Source organism: Dysgonomonas sp. 216, from assembly GCF_010501065.1.
Lineage (GTDB): Bacteria > Bacteroidota > Bacteroidia > Bacteroidales > Dysgonomonadaceae > QVMM01.
Genome location: NZ_QVMM01000001.1, coordinates 307968 through 330593, shown reverse-complemented (window position 1 = coordinate 330593; position 22626 = coordinate 307968). Strand labels below are relative to the sequence as shown.

Annotated in this window: 18 protein-coding genes; 7 read left to right on the top strand and 11 right to left on the bottom strand. The window is 37.9% G+C overall.

Features of this window, described 5'->3' with window-relative positions:
* Window positions 1-102 precede the first annotated feature (102 nt).
* The 5 genes from D0T53_RS01570 to D0T53_RS01550 form a co-directional block, all read right to left on the bottom strand.
* Window positions 103-546: a hypothetical protein gene (locus D0T53_RS01570; RefSeq protein WP_163264372.1), complete on the bottom strand. Its 444-nt coding sequence runs from the start codon at window positions 544-546 to the stop codon at window positions 103-105.
* Between the two features lie 124 nt (window positions 547-670).
* Window positions 671-1864, bottom strand: a complete 1194-nt coding sequence (locus D0T53_RS01565) for a pyridoxal phosphate-dependent aminotransferase (RefSeq protein ID WP_163264369.1) — start codon at window positions 1862-1864, stop codon at window positions 671-673.
* 26 nt (window positions 1865-1890) lie between these two features.
* Complete coding sequence (locus tag D0T53_RS01560) at window positions 1891-2613, bottom strand: Bax inhibitor-1/YccA family protein (protein WP_163264367.1); 723 nt, start codon at window positions 2611-2613, stop codon at window positions 1891-1893.
* A gap of 23 nt (window positions 2614-2636) precedes the next feature.
* The gene (locus D0T53_RS01555; RefSeq protein ID WP_163264365.1) at window positions 2637-3851 is read right to left on the bottom strand and encodes a bifunctional 3,4-dihydroxy-2-butanone-4-phosphate synthase/GTP cyclohydrolase II; all 1215 of its coding nucleotides are present in this window, start codon (window positions 3849-3851) and stop codon (window positions 2637-2639) included.
* A gap of 27 nt (window positions 3852-3878) precedes the next feature.
* The gene (locus tag D0T53_RS01550) at window positions 3879-5870 is read right to left on the bottom strand and encodes an LptF/LptG family permease (protein WP_370457768.1); all 1992 of its coding nucleotides are present in this window, start codon (window positions 5868-5870) and stop codon (window positions 3879-3881) included.
* Window positions 5871-6322: 452 nt separating this feature from the next.
* On the opposite strand from D0T53_RS01550, the gene rho reads away from it, so the two are divergent.
* Both rho and D0T53_RS01540 read left to right on the top strand, forming a co-directional pair.
* Window positions 6323-8221, top strand: coding sequence for a transcription termination factor Rho (rho, locus tag D0T53_RS01545; RefSeq protein WP_163264361.1), 1899 nt, complete (start codon window positions 6323-6325; stop codon window positions 8219-8221).
* Window positions 8222-8308: 87 nt separating this feature from the next.
* Entirely contained in the window at window positions 8309-9223 is a 915-nt protein-coding gene (locus D0T53_RS01540; RefSeq protein WP_163264359.1) for a cation diffusion facilitator family transporter, read from the top strand.
* Between the two features lie 108 nt (window positions 9224-9331).
* On the opposite strand, the gene D0T53_RS01535 is transcribed toward D0T53_RS01540, so the two are convergent.
* From D0T53_RS01535 to D0T53_RS01525, 3 genes are all read right to left on the bottom strand, one after another.
* Window positions 9332-10444 (bottom strand): universal stress protein, encoded by a 1113-nt coding sequence (locus D0T53_RS01535; RefSeq protein ID WP_163264357.1) that lies wholly within the window; start codon window positions 10442-10444, stop codon window positions 9332-9334.
* Between the two features lie 412 nt (window positions 10445-10856).
* Window positions 10857-11462, bottom strand: coding sequence for a YigZ family protein (locus tag D0T53_RS01530; RefSeq protein WP_185152961.1), 606 nt, complete (start codon window positions 11460-11462; stop codon window positions 10857-10859).
* On the bottom strand, window positions 11459-13000 hold the full coding sequence (locus tag D0T53_RS01525; RefSeq protein WP_163264354.1) for a capsule assembly Wzi family protein: 1542 nt from the start codon (window positions 12998-13000) through the stop codon (window positions 11459-11461). The genes D0T53_RS01530 and D0T53_RS01525 overlap by 4 nt, the downstream gene beginning before the upstream one ends.
* A 216-nt stretch (window positions 13001-13216) precedes the next feature.
* Here D0T53_RS01525 and ileS point away from each other — a divergent pair, with 216 nt between their 5' ends.
* The 5 genes from ileS to D0T53_RS01500 all read left to right on the top strand — a co-directional run bounded on the left by ileS (window position 13217) and on the right by D0T53_RS01500 (window position 19072).
* Window positions 13217-16615 (top strand): isoleucine--tRNA ligase, encoded by a 3399-nt coding sequence (ileS, locus tag D0T53_RS01520; RefSeq protein ID WP_163264352.1) that lies wholly within the window; start codon window positions 13217-13219, stop codon window positions 16613-16615.
* A gap of 40 nt (window positions 16616-16655) precedes the next feature.
* The gene (locus D0T53_RS01515) at window positions 16656-17036 is read left to right on the top strand and encodes a TraR/DksA C4-type zinc finger protein (RefSeq protein ID WP_163264351.1); all 381 of its coding nucleotides are present in this window, start codon (window positions 16656-16658) and stop codon (window positions 17034-17036) included.
* Between the two features lie 107 nt (window positions 17037-17143).
* On the top strand, window positions 17144-17779 hold the full coding sequence (locus D0T53_RS01510) for a lipoprotein signal peptidase (protein WP_163264350.1): 636 nt from the start codon (window positions 17144-17146) through the stop codon (window positions 17777-17779).
* Window positions 17766-18782 (top strand): DUF4296 domain-containing protein, encoded by a 1017-nt coding sequence (locus D0T53_RS01505; RefSeq protein ID WP_163264349.1) that lies wholly within the window; start codon window positions 17766-17768, stop codon window positions 18780-18782. Before D0T53_RS01510 ends, D0T53_RS01505 begins: the two co-directional genes overlap by 14 nt.
* An 11-nt stretch (window positions 18783-18793) precedes the next feature.
* Window positions 18794-19072, top strand: a complete 279-nt coding sequence (locus D0T53_RS01500) for a hypothetical protein (RefSeq protein ID WP_163264348.1) — start codon at window positions 18794-18796, stop codon at window positions 19070-19072.
* Here D0T53_RS01500 and D0T53_RS01495 read toward each other — a convergent pair.
* From D0T53_RS01495 to D0T53_RS01485, 3 genes are read right to left on the bottom strand one after another with little or no spacing between them, the layout of a single operon-like run.
* Window positions 19049-20125, bottom strand: coding sequence for an LptF/LptG family permease (locus D0T53_RS01495; protein ID WP_163264347.1), 1077 nt, complete (start codon window positions 20123-20125; stop codon window positions 19049-19051). The genes D0T53_RS01500 and D0T53_RS01495 overlap by 24 nt on opposite strands.
* Window position 20126: 1 nt before the next feature.
* Window positions 20127-21257 (bottom strand): tRNA guanosine(34) transglycosylase Tgt, encoded by a 1131-nt coding sequence (gene tgt, locus D0T53_RS01490; protein ID WP_163264346.1) that lies wholly within the window; start codon window positions 21255-21257, stop codon window positions 20127-20129.
* A gap of 18 nt (window positions 21258-21275) precedes the next feature.
* Entirely contained in the window at window positions 21276-22601 is a 1326-nt protein-coding gene (locus tag D0T53_RS01485) for a hemolysin family protein (protein WP_163264345.1), read from the bottom strand.
* Between the last annotated feature and the right edge of the window lie 25 nt (window positions 22602-22626).

The window sequence follows — 22626 nt, the reverse complement described above, 5'->3', positions numbered from 1 at the left end:
AAATTATGTTTTACATTTACCCGATAAAGCTATAAGAAAATAAAAAACTGTATCCCGGAATTCTCCGAAATACAGTTTTATCTTTATTTATGTAATGTCAGATTAAAAAGCTGCTGCGCCTATAGCTGCAGCTATAAATATAAGCAAATATATTGATAATACGATAATAGTAAATATACCGATAAACATGTAATGACTCTTCAAATTCTTAAGTCCCTGCGTCAACGACTCCGAGTCTTCGTATCTGAATGCATCAAGCGTTTTTGTTGCAAACTGATACAAATAATATACCGGAACAAAATAGATAGCAACCATTATAAGTATTATAACCATCTGCATTGTTCCCGTTGCTCCGCCATAAGCCATCGAAGACAAGGCTAAACCCGAAATTACCGCAATAAGCGCTAAAAACGATAATCCGACAAACCCGATTATTGACAATATTTTAGCCCATTTTGCAGTTTCTTTTAGAAATGCCATTGCAGCAGCATTCATTTCCAATTGTTGTTTTGTTTGTTTTTCATTTTCGAAATCCGAAAGTCCCATAATTCCTTTTATTTTAATTAACACTAAATACAAAAATAGTAAAATTATTGAATTAATACCACTAAACAAAAAACAGGATATACTTATTAAATATATCCTGCTTATATTATAATAGATAGGGTTATTAACTAAGCTTTGCCAATGTGTTTTTTAAGCGGCTCATAGCTTCTATAATGTTCTCATCGGAAGTAGCATACGAAAAACGGATGCAATTTGGCGCACCGAATGCCATACCGCCAACACATGCCACATGCCCCTCTTCAAGTAAGAACATAGCCAAATCTGCCGATGTTTCAATCCTCCTGTCTCCGTACGATTTGCCAAAATAAGAGCTACAGTCGGGGAACAAATAGAATGCGCCCTCCGGCTCGTTCACTTTGAACCCTTCAATTTCTTTCGCAAGCTTTACTATAAGGTTACGACGACGCTCAAAAGCTACACGCATAACCCCTACACACGACTGATCGCCGGTGTATGCAGCTTCCGCAGCTTTTTGTGCAATTGAAGAAGGACCCGAAGTATATTGCCCCTGTAGCTTATTACATGCCGAAGCAAGCCACTGAGGTGCAGCAATCCACCCCAAACGCCACCCGGTCATAGCATATCCTTTCGATACTCCGTTTATAATAACCACGCGGTCTCTTACATTCTCAAACTGAGCAATACTCTCATGTTTTCCAACATAGTTTATATACTCGTATATTTCGTCGGCTATAATAATAATCTGCGGATGTTTTGCCAATACATTAGCCAACGCTTCAAGTTCCTGCTTCGAATAAACACTACCCGTTGGATTTGAAGGCGAACATAATATAATAGCTTTCGTTTTATCGGTTATTGCCGCTTCGAGTTGTGCAGATGTAATCTTAAAGTTCTGTTCTATACCGGCTGTAACAATAACACTCTTACCTTCGGCAAGTTTTACCATTTCAATGTAACTCACCCAATACGGAGCAGGTATTATTACCTCGTCGCCCGGATTAACAACACTTAGTACAACGTTACACACCGATTGTTTTGCCCCGTTCGAACAAACAATTTGTTCGGGCTTAAACTCCAGATTGTTCTCTTTCTTCAATTTATCGCAAATAGCCTTTCTCAGAGGCAAATAACCCGGAACAGGCGAATAGAATGAGAAATTATCTTCTATAGCCATTTTTGCAGCATCTTTAACATGCTGTGGTGTAAAAAAATCGGGTTCACCCACACTCAGGTTAATAACATCGATACCTTGAGCTTTTAACTCGGCACTTTTTTGAGACATTGCTAAAGTCTCCGACGCCGAAAGGTTTGCAATACGATTAGATACTAGTGTCATGATTACATTTAATATATTGTTATTTATTAGTTTCTGCGACCAAATATTCTGAGAAGATATAAGAATAGGTTTATAAAGTCGAGATATAGTGATAAAGCACCCATCAGAGCTAACTTCTGAGTAGTTTCGTTTATTTCGTGCCCATGTTGACGAATCATTACCTTTATTTTTTGAGCATCGTAAGCGGTTAATCCTACAAATATAAGGACACCTGCATAGGTTACAATCCAGTAAAACGTTTCGCTCTTTAAAAACCAATTTGCAACAGATGCAATTATAAGCCCTATCAAAGCCATGAACAGTATATTACCCCACGATGAAAGGTCTTTCTTTGTTATAGTTCCGAATAATGCCATTGCTCCAAATGTTCCGGCAGTAACAAAGAAGGTTAACCCGATAGATTCTGCAGTGAAGGCAATGAATATAATAGACATTGTTACCCCATTGAGTACGGAATAGAGAACAAACAAAAGTGTTGCCGTTTGAAACGAGAACTTGTTTATACGTGCCGACAGGATAAATACAATAGCTAATTCGCCTATTAGCAATCCATAAAATAGTATATTGTTCGCCAATATAGCACCAATCATATTGGGCGAGTTTGCTACTAAAACAGCCGTTATAGCTGTGAGTATAAGAGCCAGTGTCATCCACAAATAAACATTGCGAAATAATGTGGCTTGTACCGATTTACTTACAAAATCGGATGTTTGGTAATTCGAAGTTTGTGATGTTGATCTTAAGTCCATAATTAAGTGTTTGTTTGTTGTTTTCAGATTTCATGCAGGTCGTGCCCCATTTTATCCTTTTTAGTTTTCATATAAAATTCATTGTACGAATTCGGTTTAATCTCGATAGGAACATTTTCTACAACTTCCAAACCGAACGATTCCAATCCCACTCTTTTAATCGGGTTATTGGTCATTAAACGCATTTTTGTTACCCCTAACTCGCGTAATATTGCTGCTCCTACGCCATAATTACGTTCGTCGGCATTAAAACCGAGATGCAAATTTGCATCTACTGTATCGTATCCTTCTTCCTGCAGTTTGTAGGCTTGTATCTTCGCCATTAAGCCAATTCCCCGACCTTCTTGGTTTAGGTATACAACAACGCCTTTGCCTTCTTCTTGCACCATTTCCATCGATTTATGCAACTGTTCGCCACACTCGCAACGTTTCGACCCGAATATATCGCCTGTCATACACGACGAATGCACTCGCACAAGTATAGGTTCGTCCTTATGCCATGTTCCTTTTATAAGGGCTATATGCTCAAGTCCGTTCGATTTTTGCTTAAAAGGTATCAGGCGAAAGTCTCCGTATTCGGTTGGCATTTTTACCTCTACACCTTTTTCTATTAACGATTCGCGTTCAAGACGGTATTTTACAAGATCGGCTATTGATATAACTTTAATATCATACTCTTTGCCAAACTTAATAAGTTCGGGCAGACGAGCCATTTCTCCATCCTCTTTCTTTATCTCGATAAGCACTCCGGCTGGATACATCCCTGCCAGTTTTGCCAAATCGACAGCTGCCTCGGTATGTCCAATGCGGCTCAGCACACCTTTATCTTTTGCCTTCAATGGGAATATATGCCCCGGACGCCCTAAATCTTCGGGTTTAGTTTCTTTATTAGCTATTGCCTGTATTGTTTTAGCCCTATCTAATGCCGATATGCCGGTTGTACAACCATTACCTAATAAATCGACCGACACGGTAAAAGGTGTAGCGTGTGTAGACGTATTGCTTGTTACCATCATTGGCAGATCCAGTTCGTCGCAACGCTCTGCGGTTATTGGTGTGCATATCAGCCCCCGTGCATGCGTTTCCATAAAATTGACCTTTTCGGGAGTAACGGCTTCGGCAGCCATAATAAGATCTCCCTCGTTTTCTCGGTCTTCATCATCCACAACTATAACAAAGTTGCCTTTCTTTATCTCAGCTATCGCATCATCGATAGAATCTAACTTTATTTTATCCATTGTTTAATCCTCCTTGATCTCACTAAACTAAATAAGCTTTGTTACTTTTATATTCTTTAAATCTTTTTCCATCTGTCTCTTCACATAAAAATAGACTATCGGAAAAGCGACTAATAATAAAAGAGTTATTACGATATGATATATTTTCGATTTCTTTTCGGCATTTTTATAGAATAAGAAGTAATAATTCATCGACCGAAACCATAAAGCCAAGTAAGATATTTCTACTATATTGAAGAAACCAGTCCAACTAACCAACACAAAGAACACAAATAACAGATACCCTACTATTGTTAATTTGCCACTCGACTCGAAATGCGCAAAACTCGAATCCGCAAATTTATAATCCTGTTTATCTATAATAGTCTGTATATCGGCATCGCGTTCTTTGAGTATAGCTAAAGCAGCCATTTGTACATCTTCACTATATTCATATTTTTTATAGTTTAATACAACATCCATCAATTTCAGATTATCCATAGCTATTAAACCATCTAACATGGATTGTTCTATCCGGATTTGAGATAGTGGCGGAATTTTTTTTACAATTTCTTTCCGTTCTTCCAAATCCATTTTTTGTGGAGATTTTATAAACAATATTTTGCGGATAAATCTGCCGTAAGCTTCGGGTTTGAATAATTCCGAATCGTTCATTGCCTTATAAGTAAGGAAAACACCTAGAGGGAATAAAACAAACGAACTTAACCATACACCCTGCCATATTTCAAGCACACCATCGCGTGCCATTTTAAACCCTACGTTATCAATAATATAATATACGATAAAGAGTATTACGGAAATAACAACAGGCATACCCATTCCTCCTTTTCTTATTATCGCACCTAAGGGAGCACCAATGAAGAAAAATATAAGGCAAGCAAACGACAACACAAATTTACGATGCAATTCTACTTCGTGATAACGTATTTTTTTGGCCGCATCGATTTTAGGCATCGACCTGAAAAGTAAATCATTTTTGTTAGCCTCGCTATTAGCCATCGCTGCCGAATACATACTTACTTTATCCTGAAGACTCAATTTATTTATCATCGAGTCCATATCTATTCTTGCCACCGATACAGGTAATTCAACTTTTACAGAATCCTCACCTTGCCTTGCTATTGTTTTATCAGGTTCATTATTCTTTATGTCAATAACTTCTGTTATTCTTCTATAATGGCCTCTTATAACTTTACGATCAATCGTATTCATGCTGTCAACCTCGTAACGTATCGAGTCTATCGACGCCTGCAGTTCTGCTATATTTTTAGCAATTTGCGTACTTTGCAACGACGATTCGTCCATCCGATTAAAATCGGCGTTAAAAGGTATCATAATCTCCTTTTCTCTGAAATTCTCGCGGCTATATGGAACAAACTTGTTATTACGAGTGCTTCTTGTATTTCCCGGAGTTTGAAAGTTCGAAAACTGCTGCCCATGGTATAAGTTTAACAACACATACTTCTTATTAGAAGACATTCGCATTCGTCCCGAATCGCAAACTATAACCGCCATTTGTTCAAAGCCTTTCGACAAGTCATATATTTTCACATCTTTCAGCAAACCGGTTTCCTTATCTTTCTCCTTTACGTATAGGTTATAATTTGTAATCTCGCTATAAAATGCACCTTCGGGAATATCTATTTCCAGAGACTTTTGCTTTATTGATATAAGCAACGATTTAAATTTAACATTTATGCGAGGCATAGCTTCGTTCTGAAAAAAGAATGCTCCCACACACACTAATGTTATAAAAATGATAAGCGGACGCATGGCTTTAAACAACGATATACCGGCCGCTTTAATGGCTAGCAACTCAAGGCGTTCGCCCAAATTACCAAAAGTCATTAACGACGCTAATAAGATAGCTAAAGGCAACGCCATAGGCACAAGCGAAAGTGCTGCATAAAGAAACATTTCGCCCAACACAATAGGACTAAGCCCCTTTCCTACAAAATCTTCAACGTATTTCCACAAGAATTGCATCAATACAATAAACAGGCAGATAGCAAATGTCATTAAAAACATTGGTATAAATGCCTGTAGTATATATAGATATAAACGCTTAATACGTATCATTAAAAAAGAGCTATAATTTAGCACTGCAAAGGTAGTAAAACTGTTTAAAAATGTCCAACAATTATCTATAAGTAGAGGTTAATAAATAAAAAAGATTAAACAGCAAGCTGTTTTCACCCCTAAATAAACATATTATAATGGCAATACAAATAAAAAAACAAGCACGAAAAGTATTATATATAAAAAACTTTTCCATATATTTGCATCGGTTTTGAAAAAGACAAAAGTCTGCGTTTTTATCTATCAACAAATATATTTTTTTTCTTACTTAAAGTATAAGGCATTATATTCCCATACATTATACATATAAGTAATACGTTCTTATCATGATCTTAATACATTCTCTAATTATTTTTGGGATTAATAAATAAATATAACACATAATACAATACATGCGTATATACAACATTCTTGAGCTTAACGAAAAGCTTACTACCGATCTTCGTGTTCTTGCTAAAGAACTAGGAATAAAGCGCCCCGACGCTTATAAAAAAGATGACCTCATCTATAAAATATTAGATCAACAGGCTATATTAGAGTCTCGAAACAAAAACTCGGAGAGCTATCAGACTGAAAGCAAAATATCGGAACGAAAAAAAACTCCAGCAAAAAAAACCAAAACACCCAAGGCCGAAACTCCTGTTGAAAAAACAAAAGATACAGACTTAAAGCAAACAAAAACGGAAGCTCCTGTAAACACAAAGCAGAATGTTAAACCTGCACAAAAACAGGAAAAGGCTAAAGACGAAAGTAAAAAAGAAACAAAAGCTATTGAAGCTGCAAAAACAGAAAAAAATACGGAACAGGAAGCAAAAAAAACACAGGTAAAAAAAGAACCTGAAAAAACGGATAAACCTGAACAAGTAAAAAACACACAGGAAAAACAGGAAACGAAGCAAGATCAGCCCAAAGCTGCACAACAAAAGCCGATGCAATTGGTTTTCAAATCGAGAAAACAAAGAGAAGCCGAATCTGCTGAACCTGTACCAAGTTTACCACCTTTAACAGCTGTTGAAGAAGAATTCGAAGCCCCTGCCAGTAGCCCCATAGCCGAATTTATTGCAAAGCCTCAGCATCCGCAAAATAACAACAACAATAACAACGGCAACGGAAATAACAACAACAAACAAAAACAAAATAATAACGCTCAGTCACAAGAAAAACCATTTGAGTTTGATGGCATATTGTCGGCTTCCGGTGTTTTAGAAATCATGTCAGAAGGATATGGATTCTTACGTTCATCGGATTATAATTATATGTCTTCTCCTGACGACATCTATATTTCTCAATCGCAAATACGGTTATTTGGATTAAAAACAGGTGATATAGTAGAAGGACCTATACGTCCTCCTAAAGAAGGAGAGAAATTTTTCCCTTTGGTTAAAGTCGACAAAATAAATGGACGACTACCGGAAGAAGTTCGCGACCGTGTTCCTTTCGACCATTTAAAGCCATTGTTCCCTAACGAAAAATTTCGGTTAACAACCGGACGTAACGATAACTTTTCGTGTAGGGTTGTCGACTTATTTTCGCCTATAGGTAAAGGGCAGCGCGGACTTATCGTAGCTCAACCCAAAACAGGTAAAACAGTTCTGCTTAAAGATATAGCCAATGCTATTGCGGCAAACCATCCCGAAGTATATATGATTGTTCTACTTATAGATGAACGTCCGGAAGAGGTTACCGACATGGAGCGGAGCGTAAACGCCGAAGTTATTGCTTCTACTTTTGACGAACCTGCCGACAGGCATGTAAAAATAGCAGAAATTGTACTGAACAAATCGAAACGCCTTGTAGAATGCGGACACGATGTTGTTATTCTGCTCGACTCTATAACCCGTCTTGCCCGTGCATATAATACTGTGCAACCTGCTTCGGGAAAAGTACTTACCGGAGGTGTTGACGCAAATGCATTGCACAAGCCCAAAAGATTTTTCGGGGCAGCCCGTAATATAGAAAACGGAGGTTCGCTTACAATTATCGCAACGGCTCTTACCGAAACCGGATCGAAAATGGATGACGTTATCTTCGAAGAGTTTAAAGGTACAGGAAACATGGAACTTCAACTCGACCGCAAGTTGTCGAACAAACGCATATTCCCTGCAGTGGATACAATTGCTTCAAGTACTCGCCGCGACGATCTTCTTCTCGATCCGGACACATTGAACCGCATGTGGGTGCTTCGCAATTTCTTATCAGATATGAACTCGGTAGAAGCAATGCAATTTCTTGAGAACAGAATGAAGAAAACATACAATAACGAAGAATTCCTTATATCGATGAACGATTAAGTTATTTTTTGAAAGATATTGAAACAAAACGCAGGAAAAGAATTGTATCTTTATCCTGCGTTTTTATCTATATTAAATACATTCGATATGTCACACAATCACTCTCACAACGGACACTCGCATTCGCACAGCCATAACGCCAACAAAAAAGCTCTTACCGTAAGCTTTATTCTTATTTCTTTATATATGATAGTTGAATTTGTTGGTGGGTATATCACAAACAGTTTAGCTTTACTGTCCGACGCTGGTCATATGTTAAGCGACTCTTTTGCGCTCGGCCTAAGCCTAAGCGCTCTACTCTTCGGGCAGCGTGCCGCAACTACCAATAAAACATTTGGTTATAAACGATTCGAGATACTAGCTGCACTTCTTAACGGGCTCATCCTTGTTATTATAGCCATATTTATTTGCAAGGAAGCAATAGCACGCTTTTCGCAACCCGAATCGGTTGTTGGCGAAGGAATGATAATTATCTCTACAATCGGGCTTATTATAAATCTCATTGTTGCATGGATATTATCGCGAGGCGAAGCTAAAGACAATTTGAATGTAAGAAGCGCTTTTTTGCACGTAATTGGAGATCTGTTAGGATCTGTTGGTGCAATTATAGCAGCACTTCTTATCATATTCTTCGGATGGAACATAGCCGACCCGATAGCCAGTATAATTGTATCGGTTTTAGTTCTTTACAGTGGATGGCACATTATAAAAGAATCGGTAAATATATTAATGGAGGGTAAACCGGCAAATGTTAACAGCGAAAGCATATTACTGCAATTAAGAGGAATAGGAGGTGTTGTTGATGTGCACGATCTTCACATATGGATGATTACATCAGATTTTACATCACTTACTGTTCATCTGGTGGTTGGTAAAGATGTGGATCGCGACAACATTCTGGAAAAAGCTATTTTTTTAATCAATAAAGAATCCGGAATTAAACATATAACCATACAAACAGAAGGACGCCCCCTAGACCTTCATGACGAATGTAAACTTTAGCATTTAAACACTATAGTAAAAGGTAAACAACCTAAACAATAAAATGATGACTAGTTTTATAAAAAATGGGGTTCCCGTCCGAACCCCCATTTTTTAGCAATACAGGGCTTAGCCCCTCAATATTAATAAAGCAACATCAGAAGATGTATTCAATAATACTTTTCGAGAAACACTCGGGACAAACATTCGTCCAAAAAGATTCCTCTTTTGTGTATTCAGGCAAACGATATTAACTTTTTCTCCGGTCAGAAAATTATTGATTGCTTCAATCATATCCGGTGTATCAATAAGCTTATAGCCCACATTTACCTGAGGGTAATTCTTCTCAAAATACTCTTTCATCCCATGTAATTCGGTCTCCGGCCACCGGTCCCCTTTTTTATTTATCAGATTCAGATGCACTAAAGTTATCTTAACTTCACTAAACGGCTTCAGCGTATTAACCAGAAAATCGAAAGAATACAAGTCACGCTCTTGAAAATTTGTAAGAAAAGCGATATGATGAATATCCTTAAGGCTGTTTATCGGCGAATTTTCGGGCACTGCAATAATAGGAACACTGGTTGTCTCTATTATATCTGCCGTAACATTCCCTAAAACCTTACTATTACTCGCATCTTTGCCTTTTGTCCCCAACACAAGTAACGATGGCATATACTCTTCTATAAATGTATCTATACCTTCTTCAACCGATATGCTTTCGCGTATCGAATACGAATAATTAACCGAGGGAAATTCTCCATCCGATATTCTCTTGTCGATCTCGCAACATAAGTCGAGCATTTGTTTTCTTATCTTGTTCAGTTGCTCATTACTCTTATCACCTCTCACTGTATCGGCAAAAGGTATTGTTGACGGAAAATATACGTTGTGCAAAACATGCAGGATTTTCACTTTCGCATCAATTGCCGCAGCTATATTAAAAGCAATCTGACAAGCTTTAAACGAATATGAAGAAAAGTCGACAGCCACTAAAATACGCCTTTTCCCATCGTCTATTTTGTGGGTTTGAGCATTCGTATAATTAAAAAGATTATTTGCTTCTGCCACCATCAAAGCTTTGTTCAAATCAGATTCATTTATTTTTACCGAAAACCTCGATGAATCGGGGGTGCTGATATCCTCCAAAACAACCCTAATGCCGTTATCCAGAAGAACTTGTTTCAAAATCTGAGCCTTAAGGTTTGTATGAATTGCTAATGTTATTAAATTGTTATCCATATTATTTTTTTTAGTTATCCAAAGTTCCGATTTTTGATGTAATAAATGATGTTCAAAAACACCTGCAAAATGTCCTATTATTCCATCCGCGACTCAAAACACAACAGTAATAAAGCGCATTTGATTTCCTTTATATATAGCCAATATACTAAAAAAAACCGATAAAACCGATAAGTATTACATGAAATATATTAAGATGATAACAACTAAAACTCAACAACTGTTTATCCTTGCCGCAAAAAAACTTCCAGCCCTTTACTCTACACAGATAGAATTACCCACCCATAACAACACCATCAGGCACACAATTCAATCAAAACCTGACACATCTTACACTTTTTGCATTTTCACTAATATGCCAAAAGGGTTATGGACGGAGTCCTGTTATATAGATAAAAAAAGGCAATAATAATTATTCCTGATCGGGGAAATATAAACTTTCAACTTTATCCAATCGTTCGGTAAGTTGTGTATATAAACTTTTTCTTATTCGTAAAGCCATCGAACAATTCATATCGAAATGCTGTGCAATGATTTGAGGAGCCATATCCTTCACAATCTTCATTACATCATTCATAAACGGATATTCAAATACGAAAGAAATATCCACATCTACAGTTTTTTCTATAACTTCGGCATTAGCTAAAGCTTCTACAGCAGCCGCTTTATAGGCTGTAATTAAACCGCTTGTCCCCAATTTTATTCCACCAAAATAGCGAACAACCAATACTATTATATCGGTCAGTTCGTTCGAATTTATCTGTCCTAATATGGGTTTTCCGGCCGTGCCCGAAGGTTCTCCGTCGTCATTCGCCCTGAAATCCTTACGCTCGCACCCTAACATATAAGCCCAACAAACATGGCGGGCGTCATAATACTCCTTACGATATTTTTCGACAACAATTTTTACCTCTTCCACTGTAGTTACAGGTACAGCAAAAGCAATAAACTTGCTCTTTTTTTCGGTAAAAATACCTTCCGACACATCTGTTATTGTTTTAAAAGTATCATCCATTATCTGAGCAAGAAACTTTTCGAAACTTTTAAACGGAAACCTAAGTTATCGCCAACCATTGTCGAAGAATTATCATATGCTAAAGCACCCGAAAACAACCAGCCGCCTCCCCACAATCGCCAATCGGAATAAGACAACTCCATCATAGACGAAAATTGATTTCTTATGCTTCGGGCAGGAAGTATATACGTTCCCCAGCTACGCGAGTATGTAACCATAGCACGATACGATAAATTGGAAGTTATTTTACCGGCAATTGCTCCATGAAAAGCCGATATGCGATTATTTAACACCTGCAATGTGCGTCCATTATTATAAATGGGAGATGTTAATAACGGATTCCCGAGTACCATACCATAATTAGATAACGATATATAATCGCATTGATTATAATAATTGTCGTTTCCACTAACCTGTATGGGGACACGATAATCATCGTTATATTCGTCCCAGAGGAAAGGACTCGATTGATCTTTTGTATGTATATATTCGAACAATATAGTCGACACAGGAGCAAATTTATGCAAATTCAATTCAATGCCATATAATCCATCGGGCATATTCTTAAAAAACAGGCCCGAATGATCCTCGAAAAAGTGTTCGTAATATGCTTTTATCGAGTAGTTTTCTTGCTTGTAATTCCCTATAAAATGCCAGCTTCCAAACACATTGCCTTGTATGTTCGATTCGTCTGTCGGATTTGAATCACCTCCTCCTTTCATCGGAACAAAAACTTTGAACATGTCAGACAATTTGGCGGGACTGCTGAATTTATATTCTCCTTTTTGGTAAAAATGCCCACCCCATTGAGTATTCATTTCCATACCGAGAGTAAAATTAAAAGCTCTTCGTTTATCCAATGTTGCAAAAATATATTTACGATGATAAAGTACATCGCTCGCATAAGTGCCATCGCCGGCATATCTTTTCTTAAAGTCGTCGTCAAGAAATTTACCATACGAAACGCCTCCTAACACATGTAACAAATTATTAGTATAAGGCACAGTTACATATTTGGGAAAACCTAACTCCACCTGAGGTATAGGACGAGCATTTTGCGACAAAGCCATTCCACCCGTACTAAGCAGCATATTTTTGTAGTGATCGCGTCGCTCCTTCATCCCTACCGACAAACCTAATACTTTATAATTTAAATCGGCAAACGCCTGTTGTACATATATATCCGATTGCAAATTACGAGCGGCTATCATGTCTAAACCTACAGTTATGCTAAGGTCTTTACTTTTTAATAGTTTCGTAGCATAATACACCTCGCCTCTTACATACTGATTATTTGATTTATCCGATGCTATTCCGTGATTATTATTTGTCAGCCAAAATGGAGAGTAATCGCCATCAGAAAAAACACCGGCAGACGTTGCTTTTACTTTGATTAGACTATTAATGCTATACCCGATACCAGAGACAGAAACAGTTTCGTCTACTGTTGATATTGTAATAGTATCATTTCCTTCAGCCTTAGCCGATAAAACGGCTAAACAACCAAACAAAAAGCAGAATATATTTTTATACTTAAACATAAATCTTGTTTTAAGTGTTTATTGGTCTAAAACTATAACATACGTGCAATGTGCATAAATAACTTAATTTACAAATGTAATAAAAAATAAAAGTTTGCCTTAACTAATTTTGAGCAATAAGAATAACCGGCTATAATTATGTCTAAAAACATAAATAAATACACTCAATTTTATTATATTTGCGCCAATTTTTAAGTTAACAGAAAAAGACCAGTTATGAGCAAAAAATTTGCGGAATACAATAAATTTGACTTGTCAGAAGTAAACAAGGAAATTCTGACAAAGTGGGAGGAACAAGATATATTCCAAAAAAGCCTTGACATTCGTTCAGGGTCGCCCACTTTTGTTTTTTACGAAGGTCCTCCTTCTGCAAATGGTATGCCGGGTATTCATCACGTGATGGCCCGTGCCATAAAAGATATTTTCTGTCGTTACAAAACCATGAAGGGTTATCTGGTAAATCGTAAAGCGGGATGGGACACACACGGATTACCCGTAGAGCTGGCTGTCGAAAAAGCTCTTGGTATAACAAAAGAAGATATAGGAAAAAAAATATCGGTTGACGATTATAACAATGCCTGCCGTAAGGAGGTAATGAAATATACACGCGAGTGGGAAGATCTTACCCGCAAAATCGGTTATTGGGTCGATATGAGCGATCCGTATGTAACATACGACAACCGCTACATCGAAACTCTTTGGTATTTGCTTAAACAGTTATACGATAAAGGATATTTATACAAAGGCTACACAATACAACCATATTCGCCTGCAGCCGGTACCGGACTAAGTACACACGAACTTAATCAGCCCGGAGCATACCGCGATGTTAAAGATGTAACTTGTATAGCTCAATTTAAGATAAAAACTCCGAAACCCGAAATGACAGGATTCGGAACACCTTATTTCCTTGCATGGACAACAACCCCTTGGACATTACCATCTAACACGGCTCTTGCCATAGGTGGCGATATTGCGTATGTTGCCGTACAATCGTACAATCCATACACAGGCAACCCAATGACCGTTGTTGCTGCAAAAGCATTGCTTCACAGTTTGTTTAATCCAAAAGCCGAAGGCATTGCCCTTGAGGATTATAAGGAAGGAGATAAACTTGTTCCTTATAAAGTAGTTGCCGAGTGGAAAGGTTCGGATCTGGAAGGTATCGAATACGAACAATTGATACCATGGGTAAATCCGGGCGAGAATGCATTTAAAGTTATTGTTGGCGATTTTGTAACTACCGAAGACGGAACAGGTATTGTTCACATAGCTCCAACTTTTGGAGCCGACGACGCAAAAGTTGCCAAAGCAAACAATGTTCCTGCATTAATGCTACTCGATAAAGATGGCAACCAACGTCCGATGGTAGACCTTACAGGTAAATATTTTAAGGTGGAAGACCTTGATGCCAACTATGTGAAAGCAAACATAAATACAGATTTATACAACGAGTTTGCAGGGCGCTATGTAAAAAATGAATACGACGATACTTTAACAGAAAAAGACTCGTCGCTCGACCTCGATATTTGTCTTATGCTAAAAAAAGAGGACAAGGCATTCCGTATCGAAAGACATGTGCATAATTATCCGCACTGTTGGCGCACCGATAAGCCTGTATTGTATTATCCGCTCGACAGTTGGTTTATACGTACTACCGCTTGTAAAGACAGGTTAATTGAACTAAACAACACTATAAACTGGAAACCCCAGTCGACAGGATCGGGACGCTTCGGCAAATGGCTCGAAAATCTACAAGATTGGAACCTTAGCCGTAGCCGCTATTGGGGAACGCCACTTCCAATATGGCGAACAGAAGACGGGAAAGAAGAACTGTGTATAGGTTCGTTAAAAGACCTGTATAAAGAAATGAAAAAATCGGTTGATGCCGGATTTATGAAAGAAATTCCATGGACTGATTTTAATCTCGGAAATTTATCGCTCGACAATTATAATAAGATAGATTTGCACCGTCCGTATGTCGATAACATAATATTAGTATCGCCATCGGGTAAACCAATGAAGCGCGAGACTGACCTTATAGATGTGTGGTTCGACTCGGGAGCGATGCCTTTTGCTCAAGTATTTTACCCGAACATAAAGGCCGAAGATTTTGTTAAGATATATCCGGCCGATTTTATTGCCGAAGGTGTAGATCAAACCCGCGGATGGTTTTTTACATTACACGCAATATCAACAATGGTGAAAGACAGTATTTCGTTTAAAAATGTCATATCAAACGGATTGGTGTTAGATAAAAACGGAAACAAAATGTCGAAACGTTTGGGTAATGCAGTTGATCCGTTCGAGGCAATCGAGAAATACGGTTCCGACCCATTACGCTGGTACATGATAACAAACGCCTCGCCATGGGATAATCTAAAATTCGACATTACCGGTGTGGAAGAAGTGCGTCGGAAATTCTTCGGAACATTATATAATACATATTCGTTTTTCGCTTTATATGCCAATGTCGATAATTTCGACTGCAACAGCGAATTAATCCCAGTCTCGGAACGACCAGAGATAGACCGTTGGGTTATATCATTACTCAATACACTGATAAAAGAGGTTGATGAATATTACAACAGTTACGAACCGACGAAAGCCGGACGTGCTATATCCGATTTTGTGAACGACAATTTGAGCAATTGGTATGTACGTTTGAATCGCAAACGTTTCTGGGGTGGCGAAATGACTCAAGATAAGCTTTCGGCTTACCAAACATTATATTGTTGTCTCGAAACTGTTGCCCGCCTAATGGCTCCGATTTCGCCTTTCTATGCAGACAAACTATATTGCGATCTTACCGGCGGTAAAGTTCAATCGGTGCATTTAGTAGACTTTCCTGCTTTCAACGAAAATGTAATAGATAAAGACTTGGAAGAACGGATGAAGATAGCTCAGGATATATCATCGATGGTATTAGCTCTTCGCCGGAAAGTAAACATAAAAGTGCGCCAACCTTTAGCTCAAATAATGGTTCCTGTTATCGACGGGCATCAGCAGAAAGCAATCGAGGCTGTAAGGGATTTAGTATTGAACGAAGTTAACGTTAAAGAGCTTAACTACGTAGACAATGCGGCCGGAATACTTGTAAAGAAAATCAAACCCGATTTTAAAAAACTTGGTCCCCGTTACGGAAAAATCATGAAACAGTTAGCTGCTGCAATTCAAGATATGCCTCAGGAAGCAATAATTGAATTTGAACAAAAAGACTCATTCGGGTTCGACATCGAAGGACAACTTGCGACTATCGAACTTAACGATGTAGAAATTATATCGGAAGATATTCCCGGATGGTTAGTAGCAAACGAAGGGCGCCTGACTGTAGCTCTAGATATAACTGTAACAGACGATTTAAGAAAAGAAGGTATCGCGCGCGAACTGGTGAACCGCATACAAAATCTGCGAAAATCGAACGGTTTTGATATTACAGACCGAATTTTTGTAAAAATTACAGAAATAGAAGAAATAAATAGCGCAGTTCAGCAATTTTATGATTATATTGCAATACAGGTTCTGGCAGATAAAATAGAAATGGCAACAGAACTGCAAGGAACAGAAATAGAAATTGACGATTACAAACTAAACATTGTAGTCGAAAAAGCTTAAAAACACACAGTATTAACTAAACGAACAGGAGGGTTATATTATGGCTGAAAAAACAAGATATTCGGATTTGGAGTTAGACGAATTCCGTGCCATTATTCTCGATAAGCTACAAAAAGCAAAAGAGGAATATGATATGTTGAAGGCTACCATTATGAACTCGGACGGAAACGACGTAACGGATACATCTCCAACATTCAAAGTATTGGAAGAGGGTGCATCTACATTGTCGAAAGAAGAAGCTGGACGATTGGCGCAACGCCAAATGAAGTTTATTCAGAACTTGCAATCGGCTCTTATACGTATCGAGAACAAAACATACGGAATATGCCGCGAAACAGGCAAACTTATACCAAAGGAACGCCTAAGAGCTGTTCCTCATGCCACACTAAGCATCGAAGCTAAAAATAGTGGCATTAAGTAACAGAGAACAAAGTATTTAATCTGAAGGCAATTCCTACACGGGAGTTGCCTTTGGGTTAATTAACATTTTACAAGTACTATCTTCAGCGCAAAATAACACAGATAAAAATGCCTAAATTATCAAAGGGAACTGTAGCTTTTATTGTTGTATTCTTAGTTATAATAATTGATCAAGCATCTAAAATATGGGTAAAAACCAATATGTTTTATGGCGAATCGATAGAAATCGCCAGTTGGTTTAAAATCTGTTTTGTAGAAAATCCCGGAATGGCTTTTGGGCTCGAAATCGGGGGCAAATTATTCCTTACATTATTCCGGATAATTGCAGTTATATTTATATCCTACTACTTATTCTTATTGGTAAAAAAAGGCTACAAAAACGGTTTTATAGCTTGTATTGCTCTTATATTAGCCGGCGCTTTCGGTAACATTATCGATTGTGTATTCTACGGCGAAATATTCTCGGCAAGCACACCATCCCACATTGCATCATTTGTTTCTATTGGCGAAGGATATGGCGACTGGATGCATGGCAGAGTGGTAGATATGCTGTATTTCCCATTATTCAATGGCACTTATCCATCGTGGTTTCCTGTGGTGGGAGGCGATCAGTTTATATTCTTTAGTCCTATCTTCAATATAGCCGATTCAGCTATATCGGTAGGAATAGTACTATTGCTCATTTTTTACAGAAATACTCTGAGCGAGTCGATGCAAACTCAAAAACCTGATGAAAAGAAATAAGGTTTTATATTATATTTTGGGCTTCTGCCTGTTTGCCGGCCTACAATCGTGTAACAACAACGAATATGTTATGTCGAGAGGCAAAATGGAAGATGTATTATACGACCTGCAATTAGCGCAGGCTCTTATGCAAAACAAAGCGGGGGTGTTTAATACAGACCAACAAAAAGAAGCTCTACTAAACGACATATTTCAAAAACATAAGATAACAAAAGAGGTGCTCGATTCGTCTCTCGTTTGGTATGCCGATCATATCGAAATGTATGTACGTGTAAATGATTCTGTTACAGCTCGCCTAAGAAGACAACATTTAGACGTAGATAAGATATACAGAAGAAGTTCGGACGCCAGAGATTCGAAAAGTAGCGGTATTTTACCATCTTACACTTATCTAAGTAAAGACAGGCCATTTGTAGCCTTCAACATCGATTCTTTTGCTATAAGAAAAGAAAATCCATCTGTATTTTCTATCGATTTTAATATATTAGGAGTACCGGATAGTTCGAAAGTAAATTTATCGATGCTATTTGAGTATGCCGATACTAATATTATAGTATCACACTCTTTAAACGATTCTTCGTTTTATTCCATATCCAATACGCTCCTTAACGACAGGGCATTAAATTACATATCGGGTTATGTTTATGCAGACTCATTGGATATAAAATCAAGAGTATTATTATATAATATAACATTGAAATACGATTCAACACGTATATCGGTAGATGAAACGAAAGAAGAACCCCTGCAAAAAATAACACATCGTATTAGCTCTGATTCCATTACAAGAACAACTCCTGTTGTTAACGAAAAACGACTTATAAATACTGACACTCCTATAAGCAACGATAGAATTGACAATTCGGCAAACAGGCGCAGAAATAACTTTAAAGAGCGTCAGATACCTCAACCCCAATCCAAAGATAAAAGGGATGAAAACACAATAAGGCTGAAAGATGTTAATGAACTAAAGGAAGTTAAAGATAAGAGCCTTGCCCAATAAACATTTTCGATTTGAAAAGATATTACTCACATTATACTTTTATTTATCCCAATACTCTTCTTGAAAAAACTGTATTTGAGCTAAATGAAGATGGCTTTATCGAAAGATACTTCCCTTTCGACAAAGAAATTGCAAACACAGAATTTCACTCGGGTATTCTTATATTTATACCTGAAGCTTTAGGCGAAAATCAAGACATATTAATAAACAAACTGGCTACAGAAAACGAGCAGCTTGCATTATTGTTATCAAACGGAACTGATTATTTAGTTAGGAGCTTTCGTGTATAAATAGGCTGCGATAAGAGCAAACACAACATTCGGAATCCATGCGGCAATAAAAGGGCTAACCATACCCGACACTGCAAACGTTGAGCTTATTGTCATAAACAAGATATAAGACACACTTAGCAACAACCCTATACCTATATTAAGCCCCATGCCGCCTTTAACCTTCCGCGACGACAAAGATGCCCCGATTATAGTAAGAATAAAAGCCGAAGCAATGGATGCAAAACGTTTGTGAAATTCTATTTCGAACGATTGTATTTGCCCTATCCCCCTATCCTTCTGGCGTTCAACATAATTATATAATCGAGGAGTAGGCATTTGCTCAAAATCGTTAACCGATATAAGGAAATCACGCGGCATAATGGTTAATGTGGTATCAATTTTATCGCCCACTGTTATATATTCTCTACGCCCGTCAAAAGTACGGATAGAATAATCGTGTAAAGTCCATTGATATGCCGAATCGTATTGTATACGTTTTGCGGTTAAACGCGAAACAAGCTCTTTTCCTTCAAACTTATCGAGCGACACATTACTGCCTTTCTTGTCCTTATCCGAAAATGATCCGATGTATAATATAACTCCCGGTTCGACCTGTAATTGTATACGGTCGGCATAGTCGGTTTTTTTGTTTTTTATGTACTTATTCTGAAAATCTATCCTTATTACATTGGCCGGAGGTATAATAAAACTCGTTAAAATAAACGAAACTATAGCAATAATACCAGCCGACAGCATATAAGGCTTCATCAGGCGTTTAAAACTCATTCCGGTGGAGAGCATAGCTATAATCTCCGAATTATCGGCAAGCTTCGAAGTAAAGAATATAACGGCTATAAAAACGAATAATGCGCTAAATAGATTTGCGTAATACGGTATAAAGTTCAGGTAATATTTAAACACAATGGCTTGCCAAGGCGCATCGTTCTTTATAAACTTGTCCGATTGTTCGTTCAAGTCGAAAACTACCGATATGGATATAATGAGAAGTATTGAGAACAAATAAGTTCCCAAAAACTTTTTCATTATGTATTTATCTAAAATTGATATCATTCTAAATCCTTCTCGACACGTTTTCGACCATACCGTTTTTCCATTGTTTAAAGTCGCCGTTCAATATGTGTTTACGGGCTTCTTTAACCAACCACAAATAAAAGGCAAGATTATGAATTGACGCTATTTGTAAAGCTAAAATTTCATTAACAATAAATAAATGACGTAAATATGCCTTTGTGTAAAGTGTATCGACAAACGAAGCGCCATCTTCTTCGATAGGCGAAAAGTCGTTAGCCCATTTGGCATTACGCATATTTATTATTCCGTTTTTGGTAAATATCTGTCCGTTTCGTCCATTACGGGTTGGCATAATACAATCAAACATATCAACACCCCGTTCAATGGCTTCCAGTATATTGGCGGGAGTTCCTACCCCCATCAAATAGCGAGGTTTGTTTTGAGGCAGTATTTCATTTACAACCTCTATCATTTCATACATTTTTTCGGTAGGCTCGCCAACCGCCAACCCTCCTATGGCATTACCATCTGCTTCTTTCGATGCAACATTTTCGGCTGCCTTTTTTCTCAAATCGGGGTATACACAGCCTTGAACAATTGGAAAGAGGCTCTGTTTGTAGCCGTATTCGCACTCGGTTTCGTTAAAACGAGTTATACAACGATCGAGCCAACGCTCTGTTAACTCCAACGATTTTTTTGCATACCCATAGTCTGCATCGCCCGGAGTACATTCATCAAATGCCATAATAATATCGGCACCAATAGTTCGTTCTATATCCATTACCGATTCAGGGCTAAACATGTGTTTCGAGCCATCGATATGCGAACGAAATATTGCTCCCTCTTCGGTTAGCTTGCGGTTCTCGGCTAACGAGAACACCTGAAAGCCTCCACTATCGGTTAATATAGGCTTATCCCAGCTATTAAATTTATGTAAGCCTCCGGCTTGTCTCAATATATCGAGCCCCGGACGAAGATAGAGATGGTATGTATTGCCTAATATTATCTGGGCCTGTATATCGGTTTGCAGTTCGGTCATATGAACAGCTTTCACTGCCCCCTGTGTGCCTACGGGCATAAATATAGGCGTTTCTATCTGTCCGTGATCGGTTGTTATCAATCCTGCCCGGGCATTGGATTGACTATCGGTATATTGTAATTCGAAATTCATTGATTAATCAGAAATTTTTTATTTGGACTTATCAGAGTTTTCCTCTTGCACATATTCCAAATCTTTCATCTGCACTAACATAATCGATGTTTTGTTCTTTTTCAAAACTGTAAATTCATAACCTTCATCCTCAAGCTTTTCATGAGCATTAGGTATTCGCCCGAATTTATCGATCATGTATCCGGCTAGTGTATCGTATTGTTTGGCTTTATCTATTGGTCGGGGCAATTGATTATTAATATCGCTGATAGCAGCGGTAGCTATAACAGAATATAAATTATCGCCTGTTTGCTCAACAAACGGAATTTCATTGTCGTACTCATCCTGTATTTCGCCCACTATTTCTTCCAAGATGTCTTCCATAGTAACAATACCCTCAACCCCTCCGTATTCGTTCAGCACCATTGCTATTTGTTGATGTTTTACCTGAAACTCTTTCAGAAGCTGCCCTATACGTTTAGTTTCGGGAACAAACGACACAGGACGTATGATAGACCTAATATTAACAGTACTATCTTTTTCCCGCATCTTTTTCAGAATATCTTTCAAATGGACAACCCCTATTATGTTATCGATACTATCCTCATAACATGGTATACGCGAGAATCCATCTTCTATTACTGTTTCGAGAGTTGCATCGTCATAGTCATTTACATCAATAGCCAATACTTGTGTTCTTGGCACCATAACCTGACGGGCTGTACGCTCCGAAAAGTCGAATGCGTTCTTTATTATATCGTAGTTAGCGTCTTCAATATCACCACTTTCTTTCACTTGTTCAACAAGATACTTCAGTTCGTCGCTACTGTAAGTTTCTGATTCCGAAACAGTATGCAATCCTATCATTTTCAGAATAAGATTAGCTATCCCATTCAGTGTCCAAATAAAAGGACGACATATCCAATAGAATGTTCTGAGAGGGTAAGCAATAAATAACGTTGTTTGCTCCGAACGTTGTATAGCCAACGATTTTGGAGCAAGTTCGCCAAACACAATATGAAGTATGGTAATAATGATAAATGCTAGTGGCAGTGCTATTTTGTGTGCAAGATCGGGGCTGATGGATACATTCAGCAGTTCCATAAAATTTATAATCATTTTCGAAACCACAGGCTCACCAATCCATCCTAAAGCCAAACTCGAAAGAGTAATACCCAACTGTGTGGCAGCCAGATAAGCATCGAGATGCGATACTATTTGCTTTGCCAGAATAGCAAAACGATTACCCTCCTGAGCCTTTATTTCCAATTGCGAGCTTCGCACTTTTACAATGGCAAACTCAGCTGCAACAAAAAAACCGTTTAAGAATACGAATAAGAGAGTAATAAGAATGTTAAATAACATAATTTACTTTAAATGATAACACTGC